The organism is Candidatus Methylomirabilota bacterium, assembly GCA_003104975.1.
Taxonomy (GTDB): domain Bacteria; phylum Methylomirabilota; class Methylomirabilia; order Methylomirabilales; family Methylomirabilaceae; genus Methylomirabilis.
Window position 1 is genome coordinate 51,989 of record PQAM01000018.1, and the last position, 24,556, is coordinate 76,544.

Sequence of the window (24,556 nt, forward strand, 5' to 3'; positions counted from 1 at the left end):
CGGACATCGGCGCAGTGAGGTCATCGGAGAACGCGGGTTGAGATGCTGGCACTCGTGAGAAAGATCTGGACAACCCCGGTGGTGACGGAGCCGCTGGGACGGACCGATGACGACGGACAGATCGAGACCGTAGCGCGGCAGATTAACGAGCGCGCGCGGCGCCTCTTCGGACGCTCGCTTCACATCCGCCAGGTGGATGCGGGCTCGTGCAACGGATGCGAACTGGAAATCGGCGCATTGAATAATCCCTACTATGACCTGGAGCGCTTTGGGATGCATTTCGTCGCCTCGCCGCGCCACGCGGATTGTCTGCTGGTCACGGGGCCGGTGACGCGTAATATGGCCGATCCCCTCAAGCGCACCTATGACGCTACCCCGGATCCGAAGATCGTCGTCGCCGTCGGCGACTGCGCCAGGGACTGCGGGATCTTTGCGGGCGGCTATGGGGTCGTCGGACCGGTATCGGCTGTGGTGCCGGTCGATGTCGTGGTCGGCGGCTGCCCGCCGCCCCCGTCGCACATCCTGGCCGGGATCCTGACGGCGCTCGAAAGCCGAGGATAGGCGCGTCGGTATGGTCGATCTACAGATGGCTCGATAGTGTGACGATGGCGCCTGGTGAGACGGTGACCGTGAACCTGCTGCTCCTCGCCCTCGGCGGCTTCGGCGCCGGCGCAGCGGGGGCGCTCCTGGCAGCGCGCGAGCCGGCTATCTCGCGATGGGTGGGGCATGCGGGCGCGCTGATCGGCGCCATGGCTGCCTGTGCATTGGGCGTGGCGGGCCTGGCCGGCGGGACGCTGAACGTCGTGATCCCGGCGCTGCTGCCCATTGGAGGGTTCTCGCTCGGGATGGATCGCCTCAGCGCATTCTTTGTCCTGGTCATTGCGACGGCGGCGATCCCGTCCGCCGTCTACGCCGTCGCCTATACCCACAGCTACGAGGGTCGATCGTCGCTGGCGGGGATGGGGCTCGGCTTGAACACCTTTCTCGCAGCAATGGTGCTCGTCGTGCTGGCCCGCAACGCACTGACCTTCCTGGTCATGTGGGAGGCGATGTCGCTGGCATCCTATTTCCTCGTCATGACCGAGGCGGAGAACCGAGAGACGGAGCAGGCGGGCTGGCTCTATCTGGTCACGACGCATGCGGGCTTTGCCTGTCTGCTGATCGGGTTCCTCCTGATGGCGCACGGAACCGGGACGATGGTCCTTGGCGAATGGCGCGCCGCATCGACGGCAGTGGACGGTCCGACGCGTGACGCGATCTTCATCCTGCTCGCGCTCGGCTTTGGGACCAAGGCGGGCGTGGTCCCGCTGCATATCTGGCTCCCAAAGGCCCACCCGGCAGCCCCCAGTCACGTCTCTGCCCTGATGTCGGGGGTGATGATTAAACTCGGCGTCTACGGACTGATTCGGATAGGGTTCGACTGGCTCGGGGTCGGCGCGTCCTGGTGGGGCGGGACGGTTTTGGTCGTTGCGGCCCTGAGCGCGGTACTCGGTGTGCTGTATGCGTTGGTCGAACAGGATCTCAAGGGCCTGCTCGCCTATTCCAGTGTCGAAAATATCGGCATTATCCTGATCGGGGTGGGGGCCGGGATGCTGTTTCGAAGCTATCGCCTCGATGCCCTGGCCTCGCTGGCGCTGATCGCGGGCCTGTATCACGCGCTCAATCACGCTATATTCAAGCCCCTCCTCTTCATGGGCGCCGGCGCCGTGATCCATGCGACCGGCACCAGAAACATGGAGGAGATGGGCGGGCTCATCAAGCGGATGCCGCAGACCGCCGCCTGTTTTCTCGCCGGATCGATCGCCATTGCGGCGCTGCCGCCGTTCAACGGCTTTGTCAGCGAGTGGCTGATGTTTCAGTCGCTCCTGCTCAGTTTCGAGATTCCGATCACCGGGGTCAATCTGCTCTTTGCGTTGTCGATCGCCGCACTTGCGCTGACCGGCGGGCTGGCGGCCGCCTGTTTCGTCAAGGCCTTCGGCATCTCGTTTCTGGCGCTCCCGCGCAGCCCGGCGGCCGAACAGGCGCATGAGGCGCCGCGGATGATGCGCGCGCCGATGGCGCTCGCAGCCATGGCCTGTCTTGCGCTGGGGGTGGCGCCGGTCGGTCTGTTGGGGCTGCTCAATGCGACGGTGGCCGACCTGATCGGAACCCCTGCGGATATGCGCTTCAACTGGAACGGCATTGTCGCCAATGATGCGTTCGCGATCGTATCGCCGCTGTGGATTGCCGTCGCGCTGGTCTCGTTGCCGGCGCTGGTCCTGATGACGATGCGCATCATCGGGTCAGGCGGGGGGTCGCGCACATACGAGACCTGGGGGTGCGGGCGCGCGCTGCAGACCGCACGCTTTGAATATACCGGGGCGGCGTTCGCCAATCCCTTCAAGCGGGTCTTCGCGCCCCTGTACCGTCCGGTGCGGGAGCTGGACATTCGGTTTCACCCGGAATCCCGAATGTTCGTTGAGACGATCACCTACCGCGATCAGATACGCTCGATCTTCGAAGAGGCGCTGTATGGCCCGATCGTCAGGCTGGTGCAGCGCGGCGCGCAGCGGGCGCGCATCGTGCAGTCGGGCAACGTCCATCTCTACCTGGTGTATATCTTCGCGGCGCTGGTGGCGCTGCTGGCATTGGCGGGGTAGGCGACCGATGCCGACACAGATCCTGATCGAGGCGATGCAGTTGCTGATCGTGGGCCTCGGCGCGCCGCTGCTGACGGGATTGGTTCGGCGGGTGAAGGCGCGGCTGCAAGGGCGGCGCGGGGCCGGTGTGCTGCAGCCGTATGCCGATCTGCGGAAGCTGTTGGCGAAAGAGCCGGTCGTATCCGAGACGACCTCGTGGCTCTTCCGGTTTACGCCGTACCTGCTGGCAGCGACGATGCTGCTCTCGGCGCTGCTCGTTCCGCTGCTCACCACCCAGACGCCGCTCCGTTTTCTCGGCAATATCATCGTACTGATGTACCTCTTCCTGCTCGGCACCTTCTTTCTGGCGCTGGCGGGGCTGGACGCCGGCAGTGCGTTCGGCGGGATGGGGTCCAGTCGTGAGACGGCCGTTGCCGCCCTGGCCGAGCCGACCGTGATGATCGCGATCTTCGCAATGGCCTTTCGTACCGGGAGTACGAGTCTTGATGAGATTGTCCGACGCGGCGCGTCCGATTCGCTGCTGCTGCTGACCCCCGGGCACCTGCTCGCGTTTCTGGCCTTCTTTATCGTCGCGCTCGCAGAGACCGGCCGATTGCCGGTGGACAATCCCGCGACGCACCTGGAGCTGACGATGATTCATGAGGCGATGGTGCTGGAGTATTCGGGGCGGTATCTGATGCTGATCGAATGGGCCGCCGGCATGAAACTGCTCATCTTCCTGGCGCTGTTGTCGAATCTGTTCTTTCCGTGGGGGATTGCCTCGACCGTGACGCCGCCCGCGCTCGCTGTCGCCTGTATCGCGCTGATCGTCAAGATCGGCGCGCTGGCGATCGGGATCGCGGCGCTCGAAACCTCAGTGGCCAAGTTGCGGCTGTTCCGGTTGCCGGCGTTGTTGAGCAGCTCGTTTGCGCTGGCCCTGCTGGCCGTCATCTCGTTTTTGTTCGTGAAATAGGTGGGGTCGGTGGCGTCCGAACTCTTTCCGAAGCTGATTACGTTGCTCGCCTTCACGACCCTGGGGACGGCCTTTCTGCTGATTGTGGGCCGGGACCTGGCGGGTCAGGTCCGGCTCCTCGCGGCGCAATCGCTGACCCTGGCGATTGCCGCGGCGGTTGTGGCCGCATTCACGAGCAGTGCGGAGTTGGCCGGCGTGGCCGCGGTGCTCGGATTCTTGAAGGTATTCGTCATCCCGCGTGTCCTGAATCGCGCGGTCACAAAGATCGGCTTGCAGCCGGCCGCGCTGCCGTATCTGGGGACCCCGGCGACACTGGTCGTGTGCGGCGGCCTGGTCACGATCGCATTCTATGTGATGGCCCCCGTCGCCGCGGCCAACCCGCTTCCCACGGCAGAGGCGATTCCGATCGCCTTCGCCGGCGTATTTATCGGCTTTTTTGTGATGGTGAACCGCCGGCGCGCCCTCACGCAGATCCTCGGCTTTCTGATGCTCGAGAACAGCATCTTTCTGCTCGTACTGCTGACCACGTATGGGGTCCCGTTCATTGTGGAGATGGGGGTCTTTCTGGACGTGTTGGTAGCGGTCTTGATTATGGAGGTCTTCGTCTATCGCATCAAAGAGAACTTTGATTCGATTGAAGTCGACCGGCTGGGGAGACTGCGGGGATGAGCCTGATCGCGCTGCTGCTGATACCGCTGATCGGATCGGCCCTGATCATGCTGGTGCGTTCGCGGGTGTGGTTCGAGTCCGTCCACACCGTCGCCGCCCTTGTCGGACTGGCCGCCGGTCTTATGACGGCGGCGCGGGTGTGGCAGGGCGAGGTACCGACGGCGATCGGCGGGCTGCTTCGCGCCGACGGGCTCTCAGCGTTGATGGTCGTGGTGATCACCCTGCTGGGGGCGATCGCCGCCCTGTACGGGCTCGGATACATCCGGACCGAATATGACGATACCCGCCTGTCCAGCGTACGCAGTTTCTTCGGGCTCTTTCACCTGTTTATCTTTACCATGCTGCTGGCGGTGACGACGGATAACCTCGGTATCATGTGGGTGGCTATTGAAGGGACGACCCTGGCGACCGCCTTTCTGGTCAACCTGCACGATACGCCCCGGTCGTTGGAGGCGGCCTATAAGTACCTCATCCTCTCCTCGGTGGGGATCGCCCTCGCCTTCATCGGCACGGCGCTGTTGTATTACGCCGGCGCATCCCGCGCAGGCGAGATTGCGGTGAACTGGACCTCGCTGAAGGACGCAGCGTCATCGCTGAATCCCCAGGTGGTCCGACTGGCGTTCGCCTTTATCGTCGTCGGTTACGGGACCAAGGCGGGCCTGGCGCCGATGCATACGTGGCTACCGGACGCCCACAGTGAGGCGCCAGCCCCGATCAGCGCGCTGATGTCGGGCGTCCTGCTTAATGTGGGGCTGTACGCCCTGATGCGTTTCAAGGTGGTGGTGGATATCGCGGTCGGCGCGCACTTTGCCGGCCGCTGGCTGTTGGGCATCGGGTTGCTGTCGCTGGCGGTCGCGGCGGTTTTTCTGATCGTCCCGCGCAACTACAAACGGATGCTGGCCTATTCGAGCGTCGAACATATCGGCGTCATCTGCATGGGATTGGGATTCGGCGGTTACTGGGGCGTCCTGGGCGCACTTCTGCACGTCATCAATCATGCGCTGTCGAAGTCATTGCTGTTTCTCTTGTCGGGCAACATCCTGCTGAAATATCAGACGACCGATATCCGACGGGTACGTGGGCTGTTACGGGCCTCGCCCCTGACGGCCTGCGCGTTTGCCGCCGGCACGTTTGCGCTGCTGGGCCTCCCTCCATTCGGGCCGTTTATGAGCGAGTTTCTGATCTTTCGCGCAGGCGTCGAGAACGGCTCCGTATGGGTGGTAATCCTGGGGGTGGCGCTGCTCGCGGTCATATTTGCCGGCATGCTCGGCAGCGTTAATCGGATGCTGTACGGTGAGCCCCCGGAGAAGATGGAGCCCGGCGATGTACTGACGTGGTCGTTGGCGCCGCTGGTCGTCAACTTTGCCTTATTGCTTGTGCTCGGACTGACCTTTCCGGATACGATCGCTGCGGCCCTGGAACAGGCGCTCCGGGTGCTCGGGGTGTCTCATGCGTGATCTGTACGGCGTCGCCCGGCAGCTTCGCGCGACGGGCCTGACGCAGGTCGATCCGTACGCGCACCCGCCGCGGGAGGTGCGTGTCGGCATCGAGCGGGAAAGGCTGCCTGCGTTTGCCGAGTATGTGCGCGATCGGTTCGAGGCGACACCCGAACTGATCGTCGCCGAAGACACCCGAACGGAGCGTGGTGCCTTTACGCTACGCTACCTGTTTGAATTCGGGCGAGCTGATCTGTTCGTCGTGGTATCGATGGCGGTCCCGGAGGAGGATCGTCGATTCCCGTCGCTTGCCACCCGCTGGTATCTGGCCGGCCGATTTGAGCGCGAGATCCACGATCTGTTCGGTCTTATCCCGACCGGTCATCCCGATCTTCGGCGACTGCCGCTGCACCAGTTCTGGCCCGCCGCGTATCATCCCCTGCTGCAGGATGCGCCGTCGCCGCCCGTCTTCGCGGACGACGGCACGCCCTTTCCATTTCACCGCGTGGAGGGTGAGGGGATCCATGAGGTCACCGTCGGTCCGGTACACGCGGGGATTATTGAACCGGGCCACTTCCGATTCAGCGTCGAAGGGGAGACCATCGTCAATCTCGAGACCCGACTCTATTTCGTCCACAAGGGGATCGAGCGTCTGTTTGAGTCGGTCCCGCTGAGACGCGCGGTAGAGCTGGCCGAACGGATTTCCGGCGACAGCAGCGTGGCGCACGCGCTGGCGTTCTGCCAGGCGCTTGAATCGGCGGCGGACCTGCAGATCCCGCCGCGCGCGGCCTGGCTGCGCGTCATCCTGCTGGAACTGGAACGACTTTATAATCACGTCGCGGATGTCGGCGCGATCTGCACGGATACGGGCTTTGCGGTCGCCAATGCCCACGCGATGCGGCTGCGCGAAGATCTGCTCCGCCTGAACGTCCGACTGGTCGGCCATCGCTTGCTGCGCGGGGCGCTGATGGCGGGCGGCGTCGCGTGCGACGTGACGGCCGAACAGATCGCAGACGCACGCGAGACGGTCCGACACACGGTCAGCGACTTCGACGAGGTCGTCGAGATCGCATTGCACAATAACCTGGTACTGGACCGGCTGCATGGGACGGGACGTCTGTCGACACAGACCGCGCGCGAACTACAGGTCGTCGGGCCGGCGGCGCGCGCCAGCGGTATTGATCGGGATGCCCGACGGGATCATCCCTTTGCGGCCTATGCGGACCTGCCGCCGCGCGTGCCGGTATACAGTGAGGGCGATGTCTGGGCACGACTGATGGTGCGGGTCGACGAGGCGCGAGAGGCTGCCCGTCTGATCATGCGGGCCCTGGACGGGCTCCCTGAGGGGACGATCGCGGTACCGCTGTCGGCGCTGCCGGGCGGCGCGAGCGGGTTCGGTCTGGTTGAGGGGTGGCGCGGACCCATATGGCACTGGCTGGTCGCCGGCGAGGGCAATCGGCTGGCGCGCGTGAAGGTCAAAGACCCGTCCTTCGCCAACTGGCCGGCGCTGCATTACGCAATTCTCAAGAACATCGTGCCCGATTTCCCGCTTGTCAATAAGAGCTTCAATCTGTCGTACGCAGGAAACGATCTGTAGGATCGTCTCCCTCGTCCCCCTGTCGTAGCGCCTTCAGCTTTACAAGCCCCCGTATTTCCGATAAGCTAGGCTGTTATTGTCGTGCCCTGTAATGTAATGCAGAGCGCAAGGAGGAGCCGACGGTGAAGGGGTTGCTCGACAATCTCGACCTGAGGGCGAAACTGCTCGTGATGATGTTCTCGCTCCTGCTGCTGACGCTTGCCTCGCTCTTCGTCCTGTACTGGTATGCGGAGCTGGCGCTGATCGAGCAGGTCGAGAAGCACACAACCGATCTGTCCACCGCCATTCAGATCAGTGTGGAGCGTCTGACCTCGCAGGAACGGACCGACGAGGCGCGGCTGCAGGATTACGTGAGCCGCCTGCAACGAAAAGGGGTCAACGAGATCTCGATCGTCAGCAATGAGCAGGAGGTCATCGCCAGCAGCAATCCGAAACGGGTGGGCGCCACGATCGACCCCAGTCGTCGGGATCTGTTTATCACCGCCCGGCTGGGAGAGGTGCTCGCCAACGAAAAGGGCCAAAAGACCTACAACCTGCTCGTCCCGATTGTGGTGGGGAATCAGCGGATGGGCTATGCGCTGATCAGCATGGTGCTGGATGATTTTGCCCAGCTCTCGCAACTGAACTTCATCAAGCGGCTCGTCGCCACCGTGCTGGTCTTCGGCTTCGGCATCGGCGCCTCGCTCATTCTGTCCTGGAAGTATACCAGGCCGATCGATCGGGTGGTTCAGGCGGCGCGCCGGGTCGCCCAAGGCGATCTTGAGGAGACGTTGCCGGTCGAGCGCCACGATGAAATCGGCGAGCTGACGGTCAGCTTCAACGACATGGTGCGCAAGCTCCGAGCCAACAAGGAGCTGGAGCAGCGCCTGCACCAGGCCGAGCGCCTTTCCAGCATCGGCCAGTTGGCCTCCGGCATTGCACACGAGATCCGGAATCCCTTGAACTTCATCAATCTGAGCATCGATCACCTGCAGAGTCGGTTTTCGCCGACCGATCTCGGCTCACGAGAGGAATTTACCCATCTGGTGTCGAGGGTGAAAAGCGAGATTCACCGCTTGAATACGATGATTACCAACTTTCTCACCTACGGCAAACCGCTCAAGCTTCAGCCGCGCCCGTGCGACCTGACCTCGTTGCTTCATGATGTCGTGAAGATGGCCGGCGGCCGGGCTGTCGAGCAGGGGATTGAGATCGATTGTGGCGCGCTGGACACGCTGTTGATGGCATCGGTAGACGGGGAACAGATCCGGACCTGCCTTGTCAATGTGCTGGTCAATGCCTTCCAGGCCATGCCTCGGGGCGGGAAGCTGACAATTACCGCGAGGCGGGTGACGGAGGCCGGAAGCCGAGGCTACCTCGAGATCTGCTTCCGGGATACCGGACACGGGATCGCCGCAGAAGACCTGCCGAGGGTGTTCGAGCCGTACTTCACGACGAAGGAGGTCGGGATCGGATTGGGATTGGCCCTGACGAAGAAGATCGTCGAGGAGCACGGCGGAACGATCGTGCTGGACAGTATTCGTGACCAGGGCACCACGGTGAGTATTCGGTTGCCGGCGGAGGAAAAGAGCTGATGGGGGACGGGCGGATCCTGGTGGTCGATGACGAGGGACCTCAGCGGGAGATCCTTCGGACCATTCTATCGACTGAAGGCTACGCGGTCGAGACGGCGCCCGGGGGAACGGAGGCCCTGCGGCGCTGTCAGGAGAGTCCGTTTGACCTGGTGTTGACCGATCTTCGAATGCCGGGAACCGACGGCCTGGCGCTTGTAGAGCGGCTGATCCGCGACGACCCCCCCACCCTGGTCATCCTGATGACCGCCTACGGCTCTCTGGACTCGGTCGAGCAGGCGCTCAAGAAGGGCGCGTTCGACTATCTGACCAAGCCGCTGGAACGGGAGGAGTTGCTGCTGACGGTGAAACGGGCCTTTGAGCGCATCCAGTTGGGTCGGGAGAATCGGTTGTTGCGACAGCAGGTGGAGGAGCGCTTTCGGATCGAGGGGATCGTGGGCAGCCACTTTCGCATGCAGGAGATTTTCGAGAAGATTCGAAGGGTCTCGAACAGCAATTCGACCGTCCTCCTCGTCGGCGAGAGCGGAACCGGCAAGGAGCTGATCGCCAGGACCATCCATCGACAGAGCCCGCGCAGAGATCACCCCTTTATCGCCGTCAACTGCGCAGCCATCCCGGAGAGTCTGCTGGAAAGTGAGATCTTCGGCCACGAGCGGGGCGCGTTCACCGGGGCGGTGGACCGTCGGGCCGGCTGCTTTGAACTGGCACACGGCGGGACCATCTTCCTGGACGAGGTTGCTGAAATGCAACTGCCGATCCAGGCGAAATTCCTGCGCGTCCTGCAGGGAGAGACATTCAGAAGGCTGGGGGGGAAACAGGAGATCGATGTCGACGTGCGCGTCATCGCTGCTACTAATCGAGACCCGGTCGAGGCGGTGAAGGACGGGCTGCTTCGGGAGGATCTGTTCTATCGACTGAACGTGGTCTCCATCGTGATCCCGCCCCTGCGCGAGCGAAGCACCGACATCCCCCAACTGGTCGAGTATTTCATCAAGAAGCACAGCGACATTGCGGGAAAGCCGATCCGGGGGATCAGTACCGGGGCGATGCGCCTCCTCATGAACTACCACTGGCCCGGCAATGTCCGGCAACTGGAGGCGGTGATCGAGCGGGCGATCCTGCTCTCTGAAGGACCTGAGATCACGCATTACGATCTCCCCATCGAGGTTCGATTCTTCGACCTCCCGGTTCTACCGGCCCCAACGAGCGCGCCCGGCGGCAAGTTTACGATCGAGATCCCGGAACAGGGAATCTCCTTTGAGGCGCTGGAGCGCGACCTGATTCTGCAGGCGATGGAGAGGTCCGACTGGGTGATCACCAAGGCGGCGCGTCTCTTGGGGCTCAGTTACCGGACACTGCAGTATCGTTTGGAAAAATTTCAGATCAAGCGGGACCCGAAAACCGCTCCTCTCGCGTCCGAGAGCGGATCAACCAGGCAGTTCTAACGACAGAAAGGGGGAATGTGAGTGGGAAGCGTGGTCAAGAAGCGCCGACAAAAGATGAGTAAACATAAGCACAAGAAGCTGCTGAAGCGGACCAGGCACCAGCGTCGGAAGAAGTAGAACCGGACATTAAACGTTCGAGCGGTTCGGTCGTTCTAAGGAATAGATTCGGGATGACGTGCTCTGCAAGAGTGCCGTTGCTGGGCCGGACCGGTCGGACGGGGGATGATTCCTGGTGAGAGACAAAGGCCTTGCGCGAGGCAGATTTCGAACTGATCGATCGATTCTTGCAGGGCGATGGGACGGCATTCGACGAACTGGTCCGGAGGCGCCAGCGGGAAGTATATAATTTGGCCTACCGAATGACCAGACATGCGGAAGATGCACGGGACATTTCGCAGGAGGCCTTCTTGCAGGTGTACCGAAACTTGAATCGATTTGATCGCCGCTCCAGTCTCTCGACGTGGCTGTATCGGATCGTCGTGAATCTCTGCCTCAATCATTTGAGTCGGGGCTCTCGGAAGCTCTATACGACGGGCGACCAGCATCCCGATCCGACCGATGCGTCGGAGGGGTCGCTCGCGCTCCTGGAGGACAGAGAGCGGAACGATGCACTGGCCCGTGCCATCGAGACGTTGCCGCCGCAACAGCGGGCGAGCCTGACGTTACGGGTGCATCATCACCTTGCGCACCGGGAGATCGCCGAAATTCTGGGGGTCTCTGAGGCAACGGCCAAGGTGCACTATTTTCACGCTGTGCAGGCGCTGCGGCGCAAGCTGGCGGACTGGCGCGAAGTCCCGTAAGGGAAAAAGGACGGCTATCGTCATGCGATGCGAGGATGTCGAGTGTACGCTGCTCGGGTTGATCGAGGGTGAGTTGCCGGCGGTGCAGCGCACTGAGGTGCTCGGCCATCTTGACGGCTGTACGGCGTGTACCGCCGACCTCTCCGCCTATCGCGCTCTCCTGGCGCGCGTCGAGGTCGACTCGGTCCCCGAGCCGTCGCCACGCTACTGGGAAGAGTTTCTACCTTCTCTGAAGCGGCGTATCCGGCAAGAGGCATACGAACGCACGCCGACACCCGGTAGCCGGTGGACCCATGCGGGATCATGGTTGACCTTCAGGCCGCGCCTGATAGCCGGTCTGGCGGTCGCGGCGGTGTCACTTTTTGTGGTGGTCAGACTCCCGGGCCTTCTACCTGGAGGGGTGTCCTTTCAGAGGACACCGGTTGCGACCGAAAAGGTCGCAGGGGAGCACGGTAAACGATACACAGGGGCGATGGCGCCTCATCCAAATGGCGGGAATCAACAGTCCGGCGAACCGCTTATGGTAGCGGGAGAGGTCGTCGACGAGCCGTCGGTCCTGGTGGCGGCGCTGCAGCGGCTTGGCTGGGCGGATGAGGTTGGGGATCAACTTGAGACGGCCTGGATCCTACGGCCGGAATCCGACCCGGCAGACTCGTTCGCCTCGCTGGATGAAAAGGAGCGGCAGCTTCTGCTGGAACACCTGAACCAGCTTCAATGGTCGGAATCATGACACAGTCACAGGGATACCGTTCGGTCCGATCGTGGTCGGTCCCGCTGGTCGTTGTTGGGCTGCTCCGGCTGGCGGGTCCGTCCCCCGACGCCACGGCGCAGCCGTTTGCGCCCGGTCCGCCACGGTCGCCCGATGCCCCAGAGGGACGGCGCCTAATTGAGACCATCAAGATTTGGAAGATGACCGAGGCGCTCAATCTGGATGAAGGCCAGGCTGCCAAGCTGTTCCCGAAATTGGCCCAATTGGAGGCATCGCGCCGCGAATTCTTCAGGCGTCAGCGCATACTTCGAAATGAGTTGGCAGAGCTGTTAAAGCAGCACCCCCCGCAGGATGAAGAGATCAAGGCAAGACTTGACCAGTTGGATCGCGCTGAGGCCGATTTCAGGGGACGCGAACAGGCCATCAAGGGAGGGCTGCGGTCTATCTTGAGTCCGGAGCAACAGGCTCGTTTCGCGCTGTTCGAAGATCGATTCGACACCGAGATGCGCCGTACCATCCAGGACCTTCGACAGCGGCGTCGGCGCTTGCCGCCTGCCGCCGGCCAAGGCGTCGAGTCGCCGGTCAAGGGGCAATCCCCGGTCCCCCTGGAAGGCGATCAGCCGAGCCGGTAACGATGACATCCGATCGTTGCAGCGAAGGCCTCATGTAGATCTGTCGACCGCTGCCCCGTTCGGGTTTCGTCGTCCTGGTCCCAGATTTTCTGGTGTTGAAGTCGCTTCGACTGCGGCCCTTCAATCTGCGTTCACTATCATCGTGCACTCCGATCCTGATCCCTTCATTCCCCATACGGAAAGTCTCGCCCTGGCGGAGGCCCTGCGTCATAAGGGGGAGGTCCGCCTGGCGATTCTTCGTCTCTTTCGGCATGTGGAGCCCGAGATTCCCGGCCTGACGTCCGACACTACGCTGAAGCTCCATCTCCCCGAGGGCTGGAAGATCTATCGGCTGATATTTGAGCCGCTGCGTCAGCGGCGGTGAGGCGAACGCCTCGGGCCTGTAGGACATACCCCGTCAACGACCTCCTCACAGTCTGACATAAGAATCAGACGCCTGCCGATACCGCTTTCCTCCGTGAGGCGCCATTGTGTTTGCGAGGAACGATGGTGATCCCAATAGCCCAGGTTGTTCACGGGGGGTCGTAAGATGCGCTTGCTTCGGGATGTTCCAATTCGGACAAAGCTGGCGCGCATTACCCAGCTCGCCCTGGCCGCGGCGTTAGGAACGGGTACCGTGATCCTGCTGGCGGTGGAATTCCAGATGTACCGGTCGGCCATGACGACAGAGATGCGCAGCATGGCCGACGTCATCGGAACGAACAGCCGGGCGGCGCTGGCCTTCCGGGATCGCGCCGCCGGCGAGCGGACCCTGGCGGCCTTGGGCGCCGACCCGCGGATTATGGCCGCGCGCCTCTACACGCAGGAGGGGCGGGTTTTCGCCACCTACCGTCGCAGTGACGTCAATCCGGATCTGATTCCCGCTGCCGCTCCCGCCGATGGCCTATCCCTTCGGGCGAGGAGCCTGACCCTTGTCCAGCCGATTCGCCTGGATGCCGAGCGGATCGGCACGATCTGGCTCCAGTTCGGTATGGCCACCTTATACAATTTCCTCCTGAAGCATGCGCTCATTGTGATTGCGGTGCTGGGATTCGCCTCGCTGGCGGCCTTGGCCCTTTCATCTCGACTCCAGGGGATGATCGCGGGACCGGTCGCCCATCTCGCACAGATGGTCAAGGTCGTGACGGAGAGATACGACTACTCGGCTCGGGCGATCAAATCCGGTCAGGACGAACTGGGCCTGCTCACCGACGGATTCAACGAGATGCTGGCCCGGATCCAGGAGCGGGACGCCGCGCTCCAGCAAGCGCGTGAGGAGCTCGAAGAGCGGGTCGCCCTCCGCACACACGAGCTCCAACTCGAGATCGTCGAGCGGAGGCGGGCGGAAGAGACGCTCAGAAAACTCTCCAGCGCCGTCGAGCAGACAGCCGACAGCGTGCTGATCACCGATCGAGAAGGCGTCATCGAGTACGTCAACCCCGCCTTTGAGCGACTTACCGGCTACTCGCGGGATGAGGCGGTCGGCCGGACGCCACGGCTCCTGAAGTCGGGCCTGCACGATCAGCAGTTTTATGAGCGGCTCTGGACGACGATTCTTTCCGGCAAGCCCTTCCGCGCCGTGTTCATCAACCGGAAGAAGGATGGAACTCTCTATTATGACGACAAGACCCTCACCCCGCTCACCAACAGTCAAGGCCAGATTACTCATTTCCTTTCTGCCGGGCGTGACATCACCGAGCGCATGCAGGCAGAGGAGGCGTTGCGACGCTCGCGGGAACAGCTTCGCGCGCTGGCCGCCCATCTGGAATCGGTGCGTGAGGATGAGCGGACCAGAATCGCCCGCGAGATCCACGACGAACTGGGGCAGATGTTGACGGGCCTGAAGTTCGACCTCTCTTCGGTGGCGGCCAGACTTCCTCACAACCAGGCAGCCTTGTTGGAAAGGATGCAGGCGATGGAGCAGCTCATCGGGGCCACGATCCAATCCGTGCAGCGGATCTCCACGGAGTTGCGGCCAGGTATCCTTGATCGCCTGGGACTGGTGGCAGCCATGAAATGGCAGACCCGGGAGTTCCAGACCCGGACCGGGATACGGTGTCAACTGGACGTCGGTCTGGACGGGTATGAGCCGGACCGCGAGACGTCGACGACGCTCTTCCGGATTCTCCAGGAAGCCCTGACCAATGTCGTCCGGCATGCGGGCGCGACGGCCGTCAATATCAGCCTCATACTGGACCAGGACCGCCTCATCCTGGCTGTCGTCGATAACGGCCGCGGCATTACGGAACAAGAGATGACCGACAGCAACGCACTCGGGCTGCTGGGCATGCGAGAACGCGCCCTGCTCTTCGGAGGCGAGGTAACCATTACGGGGAGTCCCAAAGGCGGTACCACCGTCATGGTGACGATTCCGCTCCAACAGCCGACGTCTCTGAAATCACTCGACACTGAACCCGTTCGGGCTGAGCCCTTGGACACCGTTCGTCCTGAGCCTGTCGAAGGAACGAACGGTGCTCAGGCCAGGCCTGTCGAAGCCCGACACACACACCCTTCGACAAGCTCAGGGTGAACGGAATGTGTAAACGAATTTACGAATCGTTGTACTGTTACATGAGGGTGCGGTACAGATGGTTAAGACCATAGCGGAAGCACGGCTATGATACGGGTCGTCATCGCAGATGATCACGCCGTGGTACGTAAGGGATTGGTCTACATCCTGAGCGACGAACACGATATGACGGTGGTGGGCGAGGCGAGCAATGCCCAGGAGCTGCTCGCGACGGTCCGGAACCGGCGTTGTGATGTCGTGATCCTGGATATCTCCATGCCGGGGAGGAGTGGACTCGATGCCTTACAGGAATTAAAACAGGAACACCCCCACCTGCCTGTTCTGGTGTTGACCATGTATCCCGAGGACCAGTTTGCGGTGCAGGCCGTGAAAAAGGGCGCTGCGGCCTATATGACCAAGGAGAGCGCCACCCGAGAGGAGCTGATCAGGGCCATTCGGAAGGTTGTGAGCGGGGGGCGATATATAAGCCCGAGCCTGGCCGAGCAACTCGCCTCTCACGTTGCAAACGAGACCGAGAAGCCGCCCCATGAGGCGCTGTCCAACCGTGAGTATCAGGTGCTGTGCAGGATGGCTGCCGGGAAAACAATTACGGAGATCGCCGCCGACCTGTCGCTCAGCGTCAATACCATCAGTACATATCGGGCCAGAATCCTTGAGAAGATGTCGATGAAGACCACCGCCGACCTCATCGCCTACGCCATCCACCACCGGCTGCTGGACTAAAAAGCAGGGTATAGGGTTTAGGGGGTAGGGTTTAGGGTTTCAAAAACCTATACCTTGCAGCCCCATACCTTCTACCTGACACCTTCCACCCTGTTTTCACCTCTTCCATGTCTTTCAGACCCTATACCCTACACCCTATACCCTCGACCCTGTCTTTTATGCCTCGCACGCATCCCCTTTGTAGGACGAACTCCGACAATGCGGGGGATAAAAGTTTGACACAACAATCACAGTTTCGTCGATTTCCCCTCAGCCAGCGAAGGACCATGCTGTGGGTGAAGGCTGAAGCAGACCCATAGGATCGAATGCCACAATGCATGACAGCACCATGCGACCAGAAAAATGGGGGGGAACAGCCATGTATTTACCATGGAACGCATCGAAGGCTCGGCTGCGAGAAGCAGAGCATGCCCGAAAGAACCGGATAGAGATCGTTAAGGCCTACTCCATCGGCCAGATCACCAGACGGGACCTCATCAAGTGGGGCCTCATCACGGCGGGGGGCCTGCTGATCCCGACGCACGGGCTGAGCCCCTTTGCCACGAGCGCCTACGCCGAGGTCCCGACGGGCTTGCCGCCAAGCCCGCTGGGGGCGGCCACCCCCTTCTCGCAACCCATGCCACGGTTCGATGTCCTGCCGCGCAACCCTGTCTCCGTCCTGGACCCCGTCCCCACGCGGTTGGCGAACACCACCCTGCAGCGCCTGGACCCCGCGCTGGTGGCGTCGTATCCCACGACTGGGGTCCCGAGCATCGACAACTTCGGCCCGATCGAGGGACGCCCTCCGGGGGAGCTCTGGGCGCACCAGCGGTGGGAGGAGTTCCTCCCTGCGGTGAGCATCGAGGTCACGCAGGAGGGGGCCAAGGTCAACACCGTGTACAATCCTGGGGTGCCGGCACACCTCAACTCCGGCATCGATCCCACAGCCGGCTTTCGGCCGGCCTTCCACCCGACTCTGCCCGACCAGAACGCCCTGGCGCTGTGGACCTTCAACGGGACGCTGCCGCCCAAGCTGGCGCTCGCCCGCTACTATGAGCCGATCCTCCTCCGCCACCACAACAAGCTCCCGGCCGACGTGACCCAGAACGGGGGCTTCGGGCGGCACACCATCAGCACCCACAAGCACAACGCGCACCACGGTGCGGAGAATGACGGCTTCACCGGGGCCTTCTTCTACCCCGGCCAGTTCTACGACTACCACTGGCCACTCCTCTGTGCCGGGTACGACACCATCAATACGGACGCCACCGATCCCCGCTGCGGCACCCCTGATGACAACGGCGGCATCGTGACGCACGCGGGCGACTGGCACGAGACCATGAGCACCCACTGGTTCCACGACCACATGTTCAGCTTCACGGCCCAGAACGTCTACAAGGGCAACGCCGGCATGGCGAATCTGTACAGCGCCCTGGATCGAGGCAACGAGGCGATCAACGACGGGGTCAACCTCCGACTCCCCAGCGGCACCGACAAGCCCTGGGGGAACCTCGACTATGATGTCAACCTCCTGCTCGCGGATAAGGCCTGGGACGCCGACGGGCAGCTCCAGTTCGATATTTTTGAGTTCGACGGGTTCATCGGGGATGTGATGACGGTCAACCTCGTCTACAGGCCGTTCTTTGAGGTGGAGCGGCGCAAGTACCGCTTCCGCATCCTGAACGGCGCCGTCTCCCGCTTCTTCAAGGTGGCCCTCGCCGACGCCGCGGGGCAGGCGGCGCCCATGATCCAGATCGCCAACGACGGGAATCTCTTGCCCCACCCGGTGACCCTCACGGAGCTCGACGAGCTGGGGATCGCCGAGCGCTACGACATCGTCGTCGACTTCTCCAGATTCAAGGTAGGGGAGAAGGTCTGGATGGTAAACCTCACCGAGCACAGCAACGGGTTGAAGCCGGCGAAGGACCTCCGGCTGGCCGACGCCCTGTCGGGGAAATCTAAGGATCCCTGTGTCGGCAAGTTCCTGGAGTTCCGGATCGTGCGGAATCCGGCGAGGCCCGATCAGAGCCAGGTACCGGCCACCCTGATCCCGAACCCCGACCTGTCCAACGAGCCCGTCGTGCGGGAGCGGACCTTCGAGTTCGGGAAGGGGGCGAAAATCAGCTTCAGCCCCTCGGGCTCGGCCGACGACGACGACTTCTGGGGGGTCAAGACGGATGGCGGGCCGGTGCTCGGGGCGGACTGGGGCCGGATTTCGGCCGCGCCCAAGAACGGCCAGGTCGAGGTGTGGCACCTGGTCAACGGCGGGGGTGGCTGGGACCACCCGGTCCATATCCACTTCGAAGAGGGGCAGATCCTTGCCCGGAACGGGAAGGCCGGCAATGTCCCGGCTTGGGAGCGGGGCCGCAAGGATGTCTATCGGCTCCGCCCTAGCGGCAGCGTCACCGTCAAGCTCCGGTTCCGGGAGTTCTTTGGGACGTTCATGGAGCACTGCCACAACACCCAGCACGAGGACCACGCCATGCTGCTGCGATGGGATTCGCAGACCGGACAGCTCCAGCCGCTGCCGACGCCGATCCCGTCACCGCAGGGCGTGAACTTCATCGACTCGAACACGACCGATGTCCCGACCGCCTTCTGAGACAGGAGAAATGACCATGTGGCAGCCCATCGGAGGGAGGCTCGTGGCCCTTGCTGCCCTGTTCCTGGCCACGGCGATCGTCGGCCTCAGTCCTGCCGTGGCCGACCCACAGGGCTCCCGTTGGGGAGCGGACTACTTCCCCAATGTCCCCCTGGTCACCCAGGACGGGCAGACGGTCCACTTCTACGAAGACCTGCTCAAGGGCAAGGCCGTGGCGATCAACCTCATCTACACCCACTGCAAGGATGCCTGCCCACTGGAGACCGCCCGGTTGGTCCAGGTGCAGCGGCTTTTGGGCGACCGGGTGGGCAGGGAGATCTTCTTTTACTCGATCAGCATCGACCCCGCACGGGATACGCCCGCGGTGCTCAAGGCCTACACGAAGAAGTTTCATGTCGGTCCCGGCTGGCTCTTCCTTACCGGCAAGAAGGCGGACATCGACCTGCTGAGCAAGAAGCTGGGACTCTCGTCCCGTACCGATGCCGACAGTCCGGACGGCCACCAGACGAGCCTCATGCTCGGCCACGAGCCGACCGGCCAATGGATGCGGCACTCAGCGGAGGACAACTCGCGGTTCCTCGCCGTGGCAATCGAGAATCTCCTGGGCAAATCCCGGCAGCCGAGGAAGAGTTACGCGGAGGCGCGCCCGCTCACGGTCGATGAGGGGCAGCACCTTTTCCAGATGCGGTGCGCCGCCTGCCACAGCATCGGCAAGGGGGACGGCGTCGGTCCGGACCTCTTGGGCGTGACCCGCCGTCGCGACCGGACCTGGCTCACTCGGATGATCGCCACACCGGACACGCTGCTGGCCGAAGGCGATCCCCTCGCCACGACCCTCTTCAACACGTACAAGCAGGTGCGGATGCCCAACCTCGGGCTGACCGAGGCCCAAGTGGGGCTGCTGATCGAGTATCTGGAGGCTCAGGGTGCCACACGCCAACGACCAGAGTCACGGGATTCCGTCATTGCCCAATGACGCTCCGCCGCACAGCACGCGGCAACGTCCGACCAAACGTCGCATCGACACCCACTACCAGATCCGCTGGAATACCTTAGAATGCTGTGATACACTGTGCGTGCATCCGGCACAGGCGGCACCTCTATTGTATTCGGTCCTCAGTGCAGCACCCGAGCGCCAGGAGCCTACCTCAGCAGATGCGCGTTTTGGAGCTGCCCATAGCATTCCGTCAAAAGCCGATCGTTGATAATGTGCGTCAAGCTCTAATGCTCACTCGTCGGGTTTCTGCGACAGGAGGAGGTAGATGGCACAAAAGTACGGACCGCCCTTAGGACTGATTGTTCTTACAATAGTCTTCGCGCTGCTGGCCATAGAACCGGAGGCGTGGGCCCGAGCAGGTGGTGGTCGTAGCTTCGGCAGCCGTGGTTTCCGCAGCTACTCTAGCCCAAGCCGTAACTACTACAGCCCAAGACCGCCGGCTCAATCGCAGACCGAGCCGAGGAATCCCTATGCGGCCCCGATGTCGCCATCACTATCCGGAGGCGGATTCATGCGGGGCCTGGCGGGAGGCATGCTGGGCGGGTTGCTCGGCGGGATGCTGTTCCGAAGTCTGGGCTTTGCGGGTTACGGCGGTATGGGCGGAGGGTTCGGCTTGATGGACATGGTGATCCTGGGCACCATCGGCTTGGTCATTTACTGGGTGGTCAGACGGCGGCCGCAACCGGCGCCGACCGAGGGACCATATCAGCGTCGGTCGGTCGGCCAGCCGGGCGTTGCGTGGGATGAACGTGAGCCGGAACGCTACCAGGGCGCGGCGTCACAGGCAACGATGACGCAAGAGGCGGATCTGGACCAGGGATTGGCCCACATCCGACAGATGGACCACGGTTTTGAGGAAGAACGCTTCCGGGAGGCCTGCACCGATCTTTTTTTCAAGGTCCAGGCGGCCTGGGCCAATCGTGATCTTGAGCCGGTCCGCGCGATCCTCACGTCCGAGATGTATGCGCAACTCGGCGCCGATGTGATGCGACTGAAGCATGAACGACGGATCAACCGCCTGGAAAACATTGCGGTCCGCTCCGTCGAATTGACGGAGGCCTGGCAGGAGCAGGGACAGGATTACGTCACCGTGCGGTTCCTGGCCAATCTGCTTGATTACACCGTCGACGAAACGACGGGGCAGGTTGTGGAAGGCAGCCGTACGGACCCGGTGAAGTTCGAAGAGTACTGGACGGTCACGCGTCCGGTCGGCCCGAATGCGTGGCGCCTTACAGCCATCAATCAGGCTGTGCAGGGGGGCAAGTAAGCAATCGCCTCACATTTTACAGAACAGCCCCTGCGAGTAACCTCGCAGGGGCTTTTGCTATACGTACAACAAGCGAACATTACAGTCTGGTGACGTTCGCAGCCTGCTTTCCCTTTGGGCCATCGACAACTTCAAACTCAACCGCCTGCCCCTCGGCCAGCGTCCGAAAGCCTGAGCCCTGGATAGCGGAATAATGGACAAAGACGTCGTCTCCATCCGTTCGCTCGATAAAGCCATACCCCTTGCTGTCATTGAACCACTTGACCTTACCGGTTAACCGCACTTCCCTCATCCCTCCTTTGTCATTCTCATGGCTCTGCGGGGTCGCCAATCGTCATATGCGACAACGCCCCCCATGTCCGAACCGATGATGGTTTCTCCCAACGCGCACAACCCACCGGCTGCACCAGCGCACCGCGCGACAGCGGGTCCACCGAACCATCTGCGGCCTGCCATGGGAACCGTACCCGAAAACGCCGACATGTAACCATACTCAACGGGGCGTGTCAATACGCCAAATGACGTATGCCGAAACTAAGGCGACGACATCGAGAGGATCAACGCGTGTCGGTCACGGTTGCGGCATCCTCGCGCTCTTTCGACGAATGGATGCAAAGAGGCTTCGCGCGAACGCCGTAGTCAGGAGCAGCTCTTTGAAGCAGGTCACCGCAAGCCCGGAAAATTGGATTTGCCAGAATCGGAGCCCGCTCAGGTGTTCTCGTGTTCTCCCCCAAAACCTCCTGAGATCCTGGCGAGAACAGACAATACGATTGCTCAAGGCATCATACCGGGCATAGAGCCGATCCAGTCGTGATGGGGGCTGCCCCTGGATTTCGGAGTAGACCTCTTGCCATTCTCGGACCTTTATCCCCTGCCAGGTGTCGCGATGGAGCGCATACAGGTGCTCAAGCCATTTCTTGGCCGGCCCCTCCCCCCACATCCATGAGCGATGGAGCGCCTGGATCTTGCTCTGGAGATCCCCCCACCTCTCGAGGAAGGTATTCAGATCGTGGCGGCTGAGCAACATCTTGGAGGGAAGTTCCTCAAATGGATCGAGCAGGGCCCGAACCTTCGCCGGCAACGCCGTCTTGGCGTCACTGTAGGCCTTTTGCCACTCGGGAATCCTCAGGGTCTGCCAGATCTCGCCTTGAATCCGTTGCGCCTCATCAAAAAACCGGATTTCCCGCTCGCTCCGCGGACGGGTCTGGAGCCAGATCTCTTCCATCTCTTTGATGAAGCGGGCCCACGCCACAAACAGGCGACATACCTCTTTCGTGCGTTTCCAGAGATGGACCGGTATCGGATCGATCGCATATCCCGGTCGCCTTGCCAATCGATCCTTCAGGCGGAAAAAACCCGCCACCATCGGATGCTGCTTCTCAATCAAGGCAGCGTTCTTGTACCACAGATATACATTGATGAGGTTCCAGTACATCCACGGATTGTGGCGCCACCGCGCCAGGATATTGACCATATTCTCTTTGCTGTAAAATGCCCGCCAGGCCCCTTGATACGCGGCGGTCCACTCCTCGGCAGTCATGTGGGGGTGTGTGGTCGTGGCGTGGAACGAATCCCGCTTGTTCAGATCGGGATCCATCCACTCTCCGCGCGCCCTCATCTCCCGATGATCCTCTGAACCCGGCAGCGGCGTCAGCATAAAGAAGGAGGCCTGATCCGGCTGAATGACCTCCGTCAGGTATTGAATATCCCGACCGACCTGCTCCTTGGTATCGAAGGGGAGGCCGATGATATAGGCGGCGTGGACGACGACGCCGGCTTCGTGCCACTCGTGAATGGCGTTAACATACTCCTCGACCTTATTCTGCCCCTTCCCCTGCGACTTGAGGTTCTCCGGATTGACGCTCTCCAGGCCGACAAACACCTGGCTGCAGCCGGCCTCGGCAGCGAGACGCACGAAGTCCTTCGGTTTGCGGGCCAAGTCCACCTGCATCATGAAGGTGATGTTGATCCCTTCGCCGCGCAGCGTAATGATCGCCTCAAAGGTCTCGCGCCACAGCTTCTTGCGTGCAAAATTGTCGTCCGTCAGGAAGTAGAAATTGATGCCGCGTTCCCGGTAATTTCGCCGAATGAGTTCGGCGATCGCCTCCGGAGAGCGCTCCCGCATCATCCGACCCTGTACATTGATAATGGTGCAGAAGGAGCAGGAAAACGGACAGCCGCGCGAGGTCTCCACGGTCCCAAAGTTGGGCCTGGCAAAATGCTTCATCGTTTTGGGGCTCGTGACGGGGAGCGGGGCGTCTGCAATGTCAACCAGGTTCTTGAGATCGTCGGCAAAGGAGTAGAGCGGCTTCAATTGCCCGTTCAGGACATCGGTCAGTATCTCGCCCCAGTGTCCTTCAACCTCGCCGGCAACGACCACGATCGACTGCCGATACAGTTCCTGAATATCCGGATCCTGGTCGCCGAGCATATTGACGGTGCCGCTGGTATGGAATCCCCCGACAATGACGTCAATCCCGTGCGCGCGAAACTGCTTGCCGAAATCGAGCGCTCGCGGAAACTGAGGGGTTTGGACCCCGACCAGACAGACCACCAGCTTGGTGTCGGATTGACGGCTCCATCTCATGATTTGCCTGACCGGAACCTTTTGCGCCACCTCATCGAAGGTGTCGAGTCGAATGGCAATATCACCCAGGACGCCGCGCCTTTCGACGTCTTCGGTCAGGCCGCGCAGTACGCTGAGGGTATTGCTGGGCAGGACGCCCTTCCAGAAACGGATGACGTAACCGTCATCATCGTACTGTGAGGGTTTGATAAAGACGATTCGAAGGGTCCTGTACTGACGAGCTTGGGGTGGGAGCAGCGCCTGCAGCGATTCCGAATATTCGCGCATAGATTCCTTCGTGGCTGGCGATGCGCGTGAATCAAGCGTTGCTCTCTCCGCGCCTCACGTTCGTCGCCACCATGCTTCCGAGTACGTACAGATCACGCCAACACCGACGCGGCGTGTCAGCCTACCTCAGACTGCTCATTCCTGTCAACGAAAAAAGCGAGCGCGATCAGATCGCCAGAACCCCGGCGCCGCTGAACCGGCTGTCTTTCAGGAGGTGAAGCGCGTTGTTGGCCTCTTCGAGCGGGAAGGTACGAACCTCGGTCCGGATCGGAATCTCGGCTGCAAGGCGCAAGAGATCCACAACATCCCGCCGGGTGCTGTTGGCGATGCTCCGAATGGTCCGCTCCTGGTACAGCAGGGTGTAGTCAAGTTCCGGGATTCGGCTCATTGTGATGCCGGCCGTGGCGATCGTCCCGCCCTTTCTGAGGACCCGAAGCGCATCCGGTACCAGCCGCCCGACCGGCGCAAAGATCACCGCAGCATCAAGCCGCCCGGGCGGATGATCCTCGGCCCGGCCCACCCAGTGGGCGCCCAGTTCGCGGGCCAGCGTACGGTGCGCCTCGCTTCGCGTAAAGACCCACACCTCACACCCCCAATGGACGGCCACCTGGATGGCAATGTGCGCCGAGCCGCCGAACCCATACAGCCCGAGTCGCCCGCCCGGCTTGATCCCGCTCAATCGAAGGGCGCGGAAGCCGATCACCCCTGCGCAGAGTAAGGGCGCGGCGTGGACCGTCGGGATGTCGGGCGGGAGCGGATACGCAAATGCCTCGTGCACGACCATGAACTCCGCATACCCGCCGTTCACATGGTAGCCGGTAAAGCGGGCGGCGTCGCAGAGGTTTTCCTGATCATTCCGGCAGAAGGCGCACCGGCCACAGGTGGAGTACAGCCAGGGCACCCCCAGCCGATCACCCACCCGGAAGCGCGACGCGCCCTCGCCGACCCGATCGACCACGCCGACAACCTGGTGGCCGGGCACGATAGGAAGCGTGGGGAGCGACAGGTCGCCTTCGATGATATGCAGGTCGGTTCGGCACAGACCGCAGGCCTCAACCTTAAGACGGAGTTCACCCGGACCGGGGACCGGCATCGGCAACTCGACCGGCTGGAGCGGATGTTCTTCGACAGGCCGCGCATGGGTCAGGTACAGCGCGCGCATCTACGCCTCCACC

21 protein-coding genes are annotated in these 24,556 nt (G+C 62.1%); 18 read left to right on the forward strand and 3 right to left on the reverse strand.

The window, feature by feature from the left end; genetic code table 11:
• The first annotated feature begins 42 nt into the window (after positions 1-42).
• The 18 genes from C3F12_13120 to C3F12_13205 all read left to right on the forward strand — a co-directional run bounded on the left by C3F12_13120 (position 43) and on the right by C3F12_13205 (position 20,527).
• Entirely contained in the window at positions 43-561 is a 519-nt protein-coding gene (locus C3F12_13120; protein ID PWB42853.1) for a hydrogenase, read from the forward strand.
• Between the two features lie 44 nt (positions 562-605).
• Complete coding sequence (locus C3F12_13125; protein PWB42854.1) at positions 606-2,639, forward strand: hydrogenase 4 subunit B; 2,034 nt, start codon at positions 606-608, stop codon at positions 2,637-2,639.
• Positions 2,640-2,646: 7 nt separating this feature from the next.
• Positions 2,647-3,591 (forward strand): formate hydrogenlyase, encoded by a 945-nt coding sequence (locus C3F12_13130; protein PWB42855.1) that lies wholly within the window; start codon positions 2,647-2,649, stop codon positions 3,589-3,591.
• A 9-nt stretch (positions 3,592-3,600) separates the two neighbouring features.
• Positions 3,601-4,260: a hydrogenase gene (locus C3F12_13135; GenBank protein PWB42856.1), complete on the forward strand. Its 660-nt coding sequence runs from the start codon at positions 3,601-3,603 to the stop codon at positions 4,258-4,260.
• Positions 4,257-5,717, forward strand: coding sequence for a hydrogenase (locus tag C3F12_13140; protein PWB42857.1), 1,461 nt, complete (start codon positions 4,257-4,259; stop codon positions 5,715-5,717). The genes C3F12_13135 and C3F12_13140 overlap by 4 nt, the downstream gene beginning before the upstream one ends.
• Entirely contained in the window at positions 5,710-7,293 is a 1,584-nt protein-coding gene (locus tag C3F12_13145) for a hydrogenase large subunit (protein PWB42858.1), read from the forward strand. Before C3F12_13140 ends, C3F12_13145 begins: the two co-directional genes overlap by 8 nt.
• Positions 7,294-7,415: 122 nt before the next feature.
• Positions 7,416-8,867: a two-component sensor histidine kinase gene (locus tag C3F12_13150; GenBank protein PWB42859.1), complete on the forward strand. Its 1,452-nt coding sequence runs from the start codon at positions 7,416-7,418 to the stop codon at positions 8,865-8,867.
• Positions 8,867-10,309, forward strand: a complete 1,443-nt coding sequence (locus C3F12_13155) for a DNA-binding response regulator (protein PWB42860.1) — start codon at positions 8,867-8,869, stop codon at positions 10,307-10,309. The genes C3F12_13150 and C3F12_13155 overlap by 1 nt, the downstream gene beginning before the upstream one ends.
• A gap of 21 nt (positions 10,310-10,330) precedes the next feature.
• A complete protein-coding gene (locus C3F12_13160) occupies positions 10,331-10,426 on the forward strand; it encodes an AURKAIP1/COX24 domain-containing protein (protein ID PWB42861.1) in 96 nt (31 codons plus the stop codon).
• Positions 10,427-10,557: 131 nt separating this feature from the next.
• Positions 10,558-11,109 (forward strand): RNA polymerase subunit sigma-24, encoded by a 552-nt coding sequence (locus C3F12_13165; protein ID PWB42862.1) that lies wholly within the window; start codon positions 10,558-10,560, stop codon positions 11,107-11,109.
• Between the two features lie 22 nt (positions 11,110-11,131).
• A complete protein-coding gene (locus tag C3F12_13170; GenBank protein ID PWB42863.1) occupies positions 11,132-11,839 on the forward strand; it encodes a hypothetical protein in 708 nt (235 codons plus the stop codon).
• The gene (locus C3F12_13175; GenBank protein ID PWB42864.1) at positions 11,824-12,450 is read left to right on the forward strand and encodes a hypothetical protein; all 627 of its coding nucleotides are present in this window, start codon (positions 11,824-11,826) and stop codon (positions 12,448-12,450) included. The genes C3F12_13170 and C3F12_13175 overlap by 16 nt, the downstream gene beginning before the upstream one ends.
• A 16-nt stretch (positions 12,451-12,466) precedes the next feature.
• Positions 12,467-12,814: a hypothetical protein gene (locus C3F12_13180; GenBank protein ID PWB42865.1), complete on the forward strand. Its 348-nt coding sequence runs from the start codon at positions 12,467-12,469 to the stop codon at positions 12,812-12,814.
• A 165-nt stretch (positions 12,815-12,979) separates the two neighbouring features.
• Entirely contained in the window at positions 12,980-14,959 is a 1,980-nt protein-coding gene (locus tag C3F12_13185) for a hypothetical protein (protein PWB42866.1), read from the forward strand.
• 87 nt (positions 14,960-15,046) lie between these two features.
• Positions 15,047-15,682 carry a DNA-binding response regulator gene (locus C3F12_13190; protein PWB42867.1) on the forward strand — a complete coding sequence of 212 codons (636 nt, stop codon included), beginning with the start codon at positions 15,047-15,049 and terminating at the stop codon, positions 15,680-15,682.
• 313 nt (positions 15,683-15,995) lie between these two features.
• On the forward strand, positions 15,996-18,263 hold the full coding sequence (locus C3F12_13195; GenBank protein PWB42868.1) for a copper oxidase: 2,268 nt from the start codon (positions 15,996-15,998) through the stop codon (positions 18,261-18,263).
• Positions 18,244-19,239 carry an electron transporter SenC gene (locus C3F12_13200; GenBank protein ID PWB42869.1) on the forward strand — a complete coding sequence of 332 codons (996 nt, stop codon included), beginning with the start codon at positions 18,244-18,246 and terminating at the stop codon, positions 19,237-19,239. The genes C3F12_13195 and C3F12_13200 overlap by 20 nt, the downstream gene beginning before the upstream one ends.
• A 286-nt stretch (positions 19,240-19,525) precedes the next feature.
• Positions 19,526-20,527 (forward strand): Tim44 domain-containing protein, encoded by a 1,002-nt coding sequence (locus C3F12_13205; GenBank protein PWB42870.1) that lies wholly within the window; start codon positions 19,526-19,528, stop codon positions 20,525-20,527.
• A gap of 79 nt (positions 20,528-20,606) precedes the next feature.
• On the opposite strand, the gene C3F12_13210 is transcribed toward C3F12_13205, so the two are convergent.
• The 3 genes from C3F12_13210 to C3F12_13220 form a co-directional block, all read right to left on the reverse strand.
• Positions 20,607-20,819, reverse strand: a complete 213-nt coding sequence (locus tag C3F12_13210; protein PWB42871.1) for a cold-shock protein — start codon at positions 20,817-20,819, stop codon at positions 20,607-20,609.
• A gap of 279 nt (positions 20,820-21,098) precedes the next feature.
• Positions 21,099-23,381: a radical SAM protein gene (locus tag C3F12_13215; protein PWB42872.1), complete on the reverse strand. Its 2,283-nt coding sequence runs from the start codon at positions 23,379-23,381 to the stop codon at positions 21,099-21,101.
• Positions 23,382-23,547: 166 nt separating this feature from the next.
• Positions 23,548-24,543: an alcohol dehydrogenase gene (locus C3F12_13220; protein PWB42873.1), complete on the reverse strand. Its 996-nt coding sequence runs from the start codon at positions 24,541-24,543 to the stop codon at positions 23,548-23,550.
• Between the last annotated feature and the right edge of the window lie 13 nt (positions 24,544-24,556).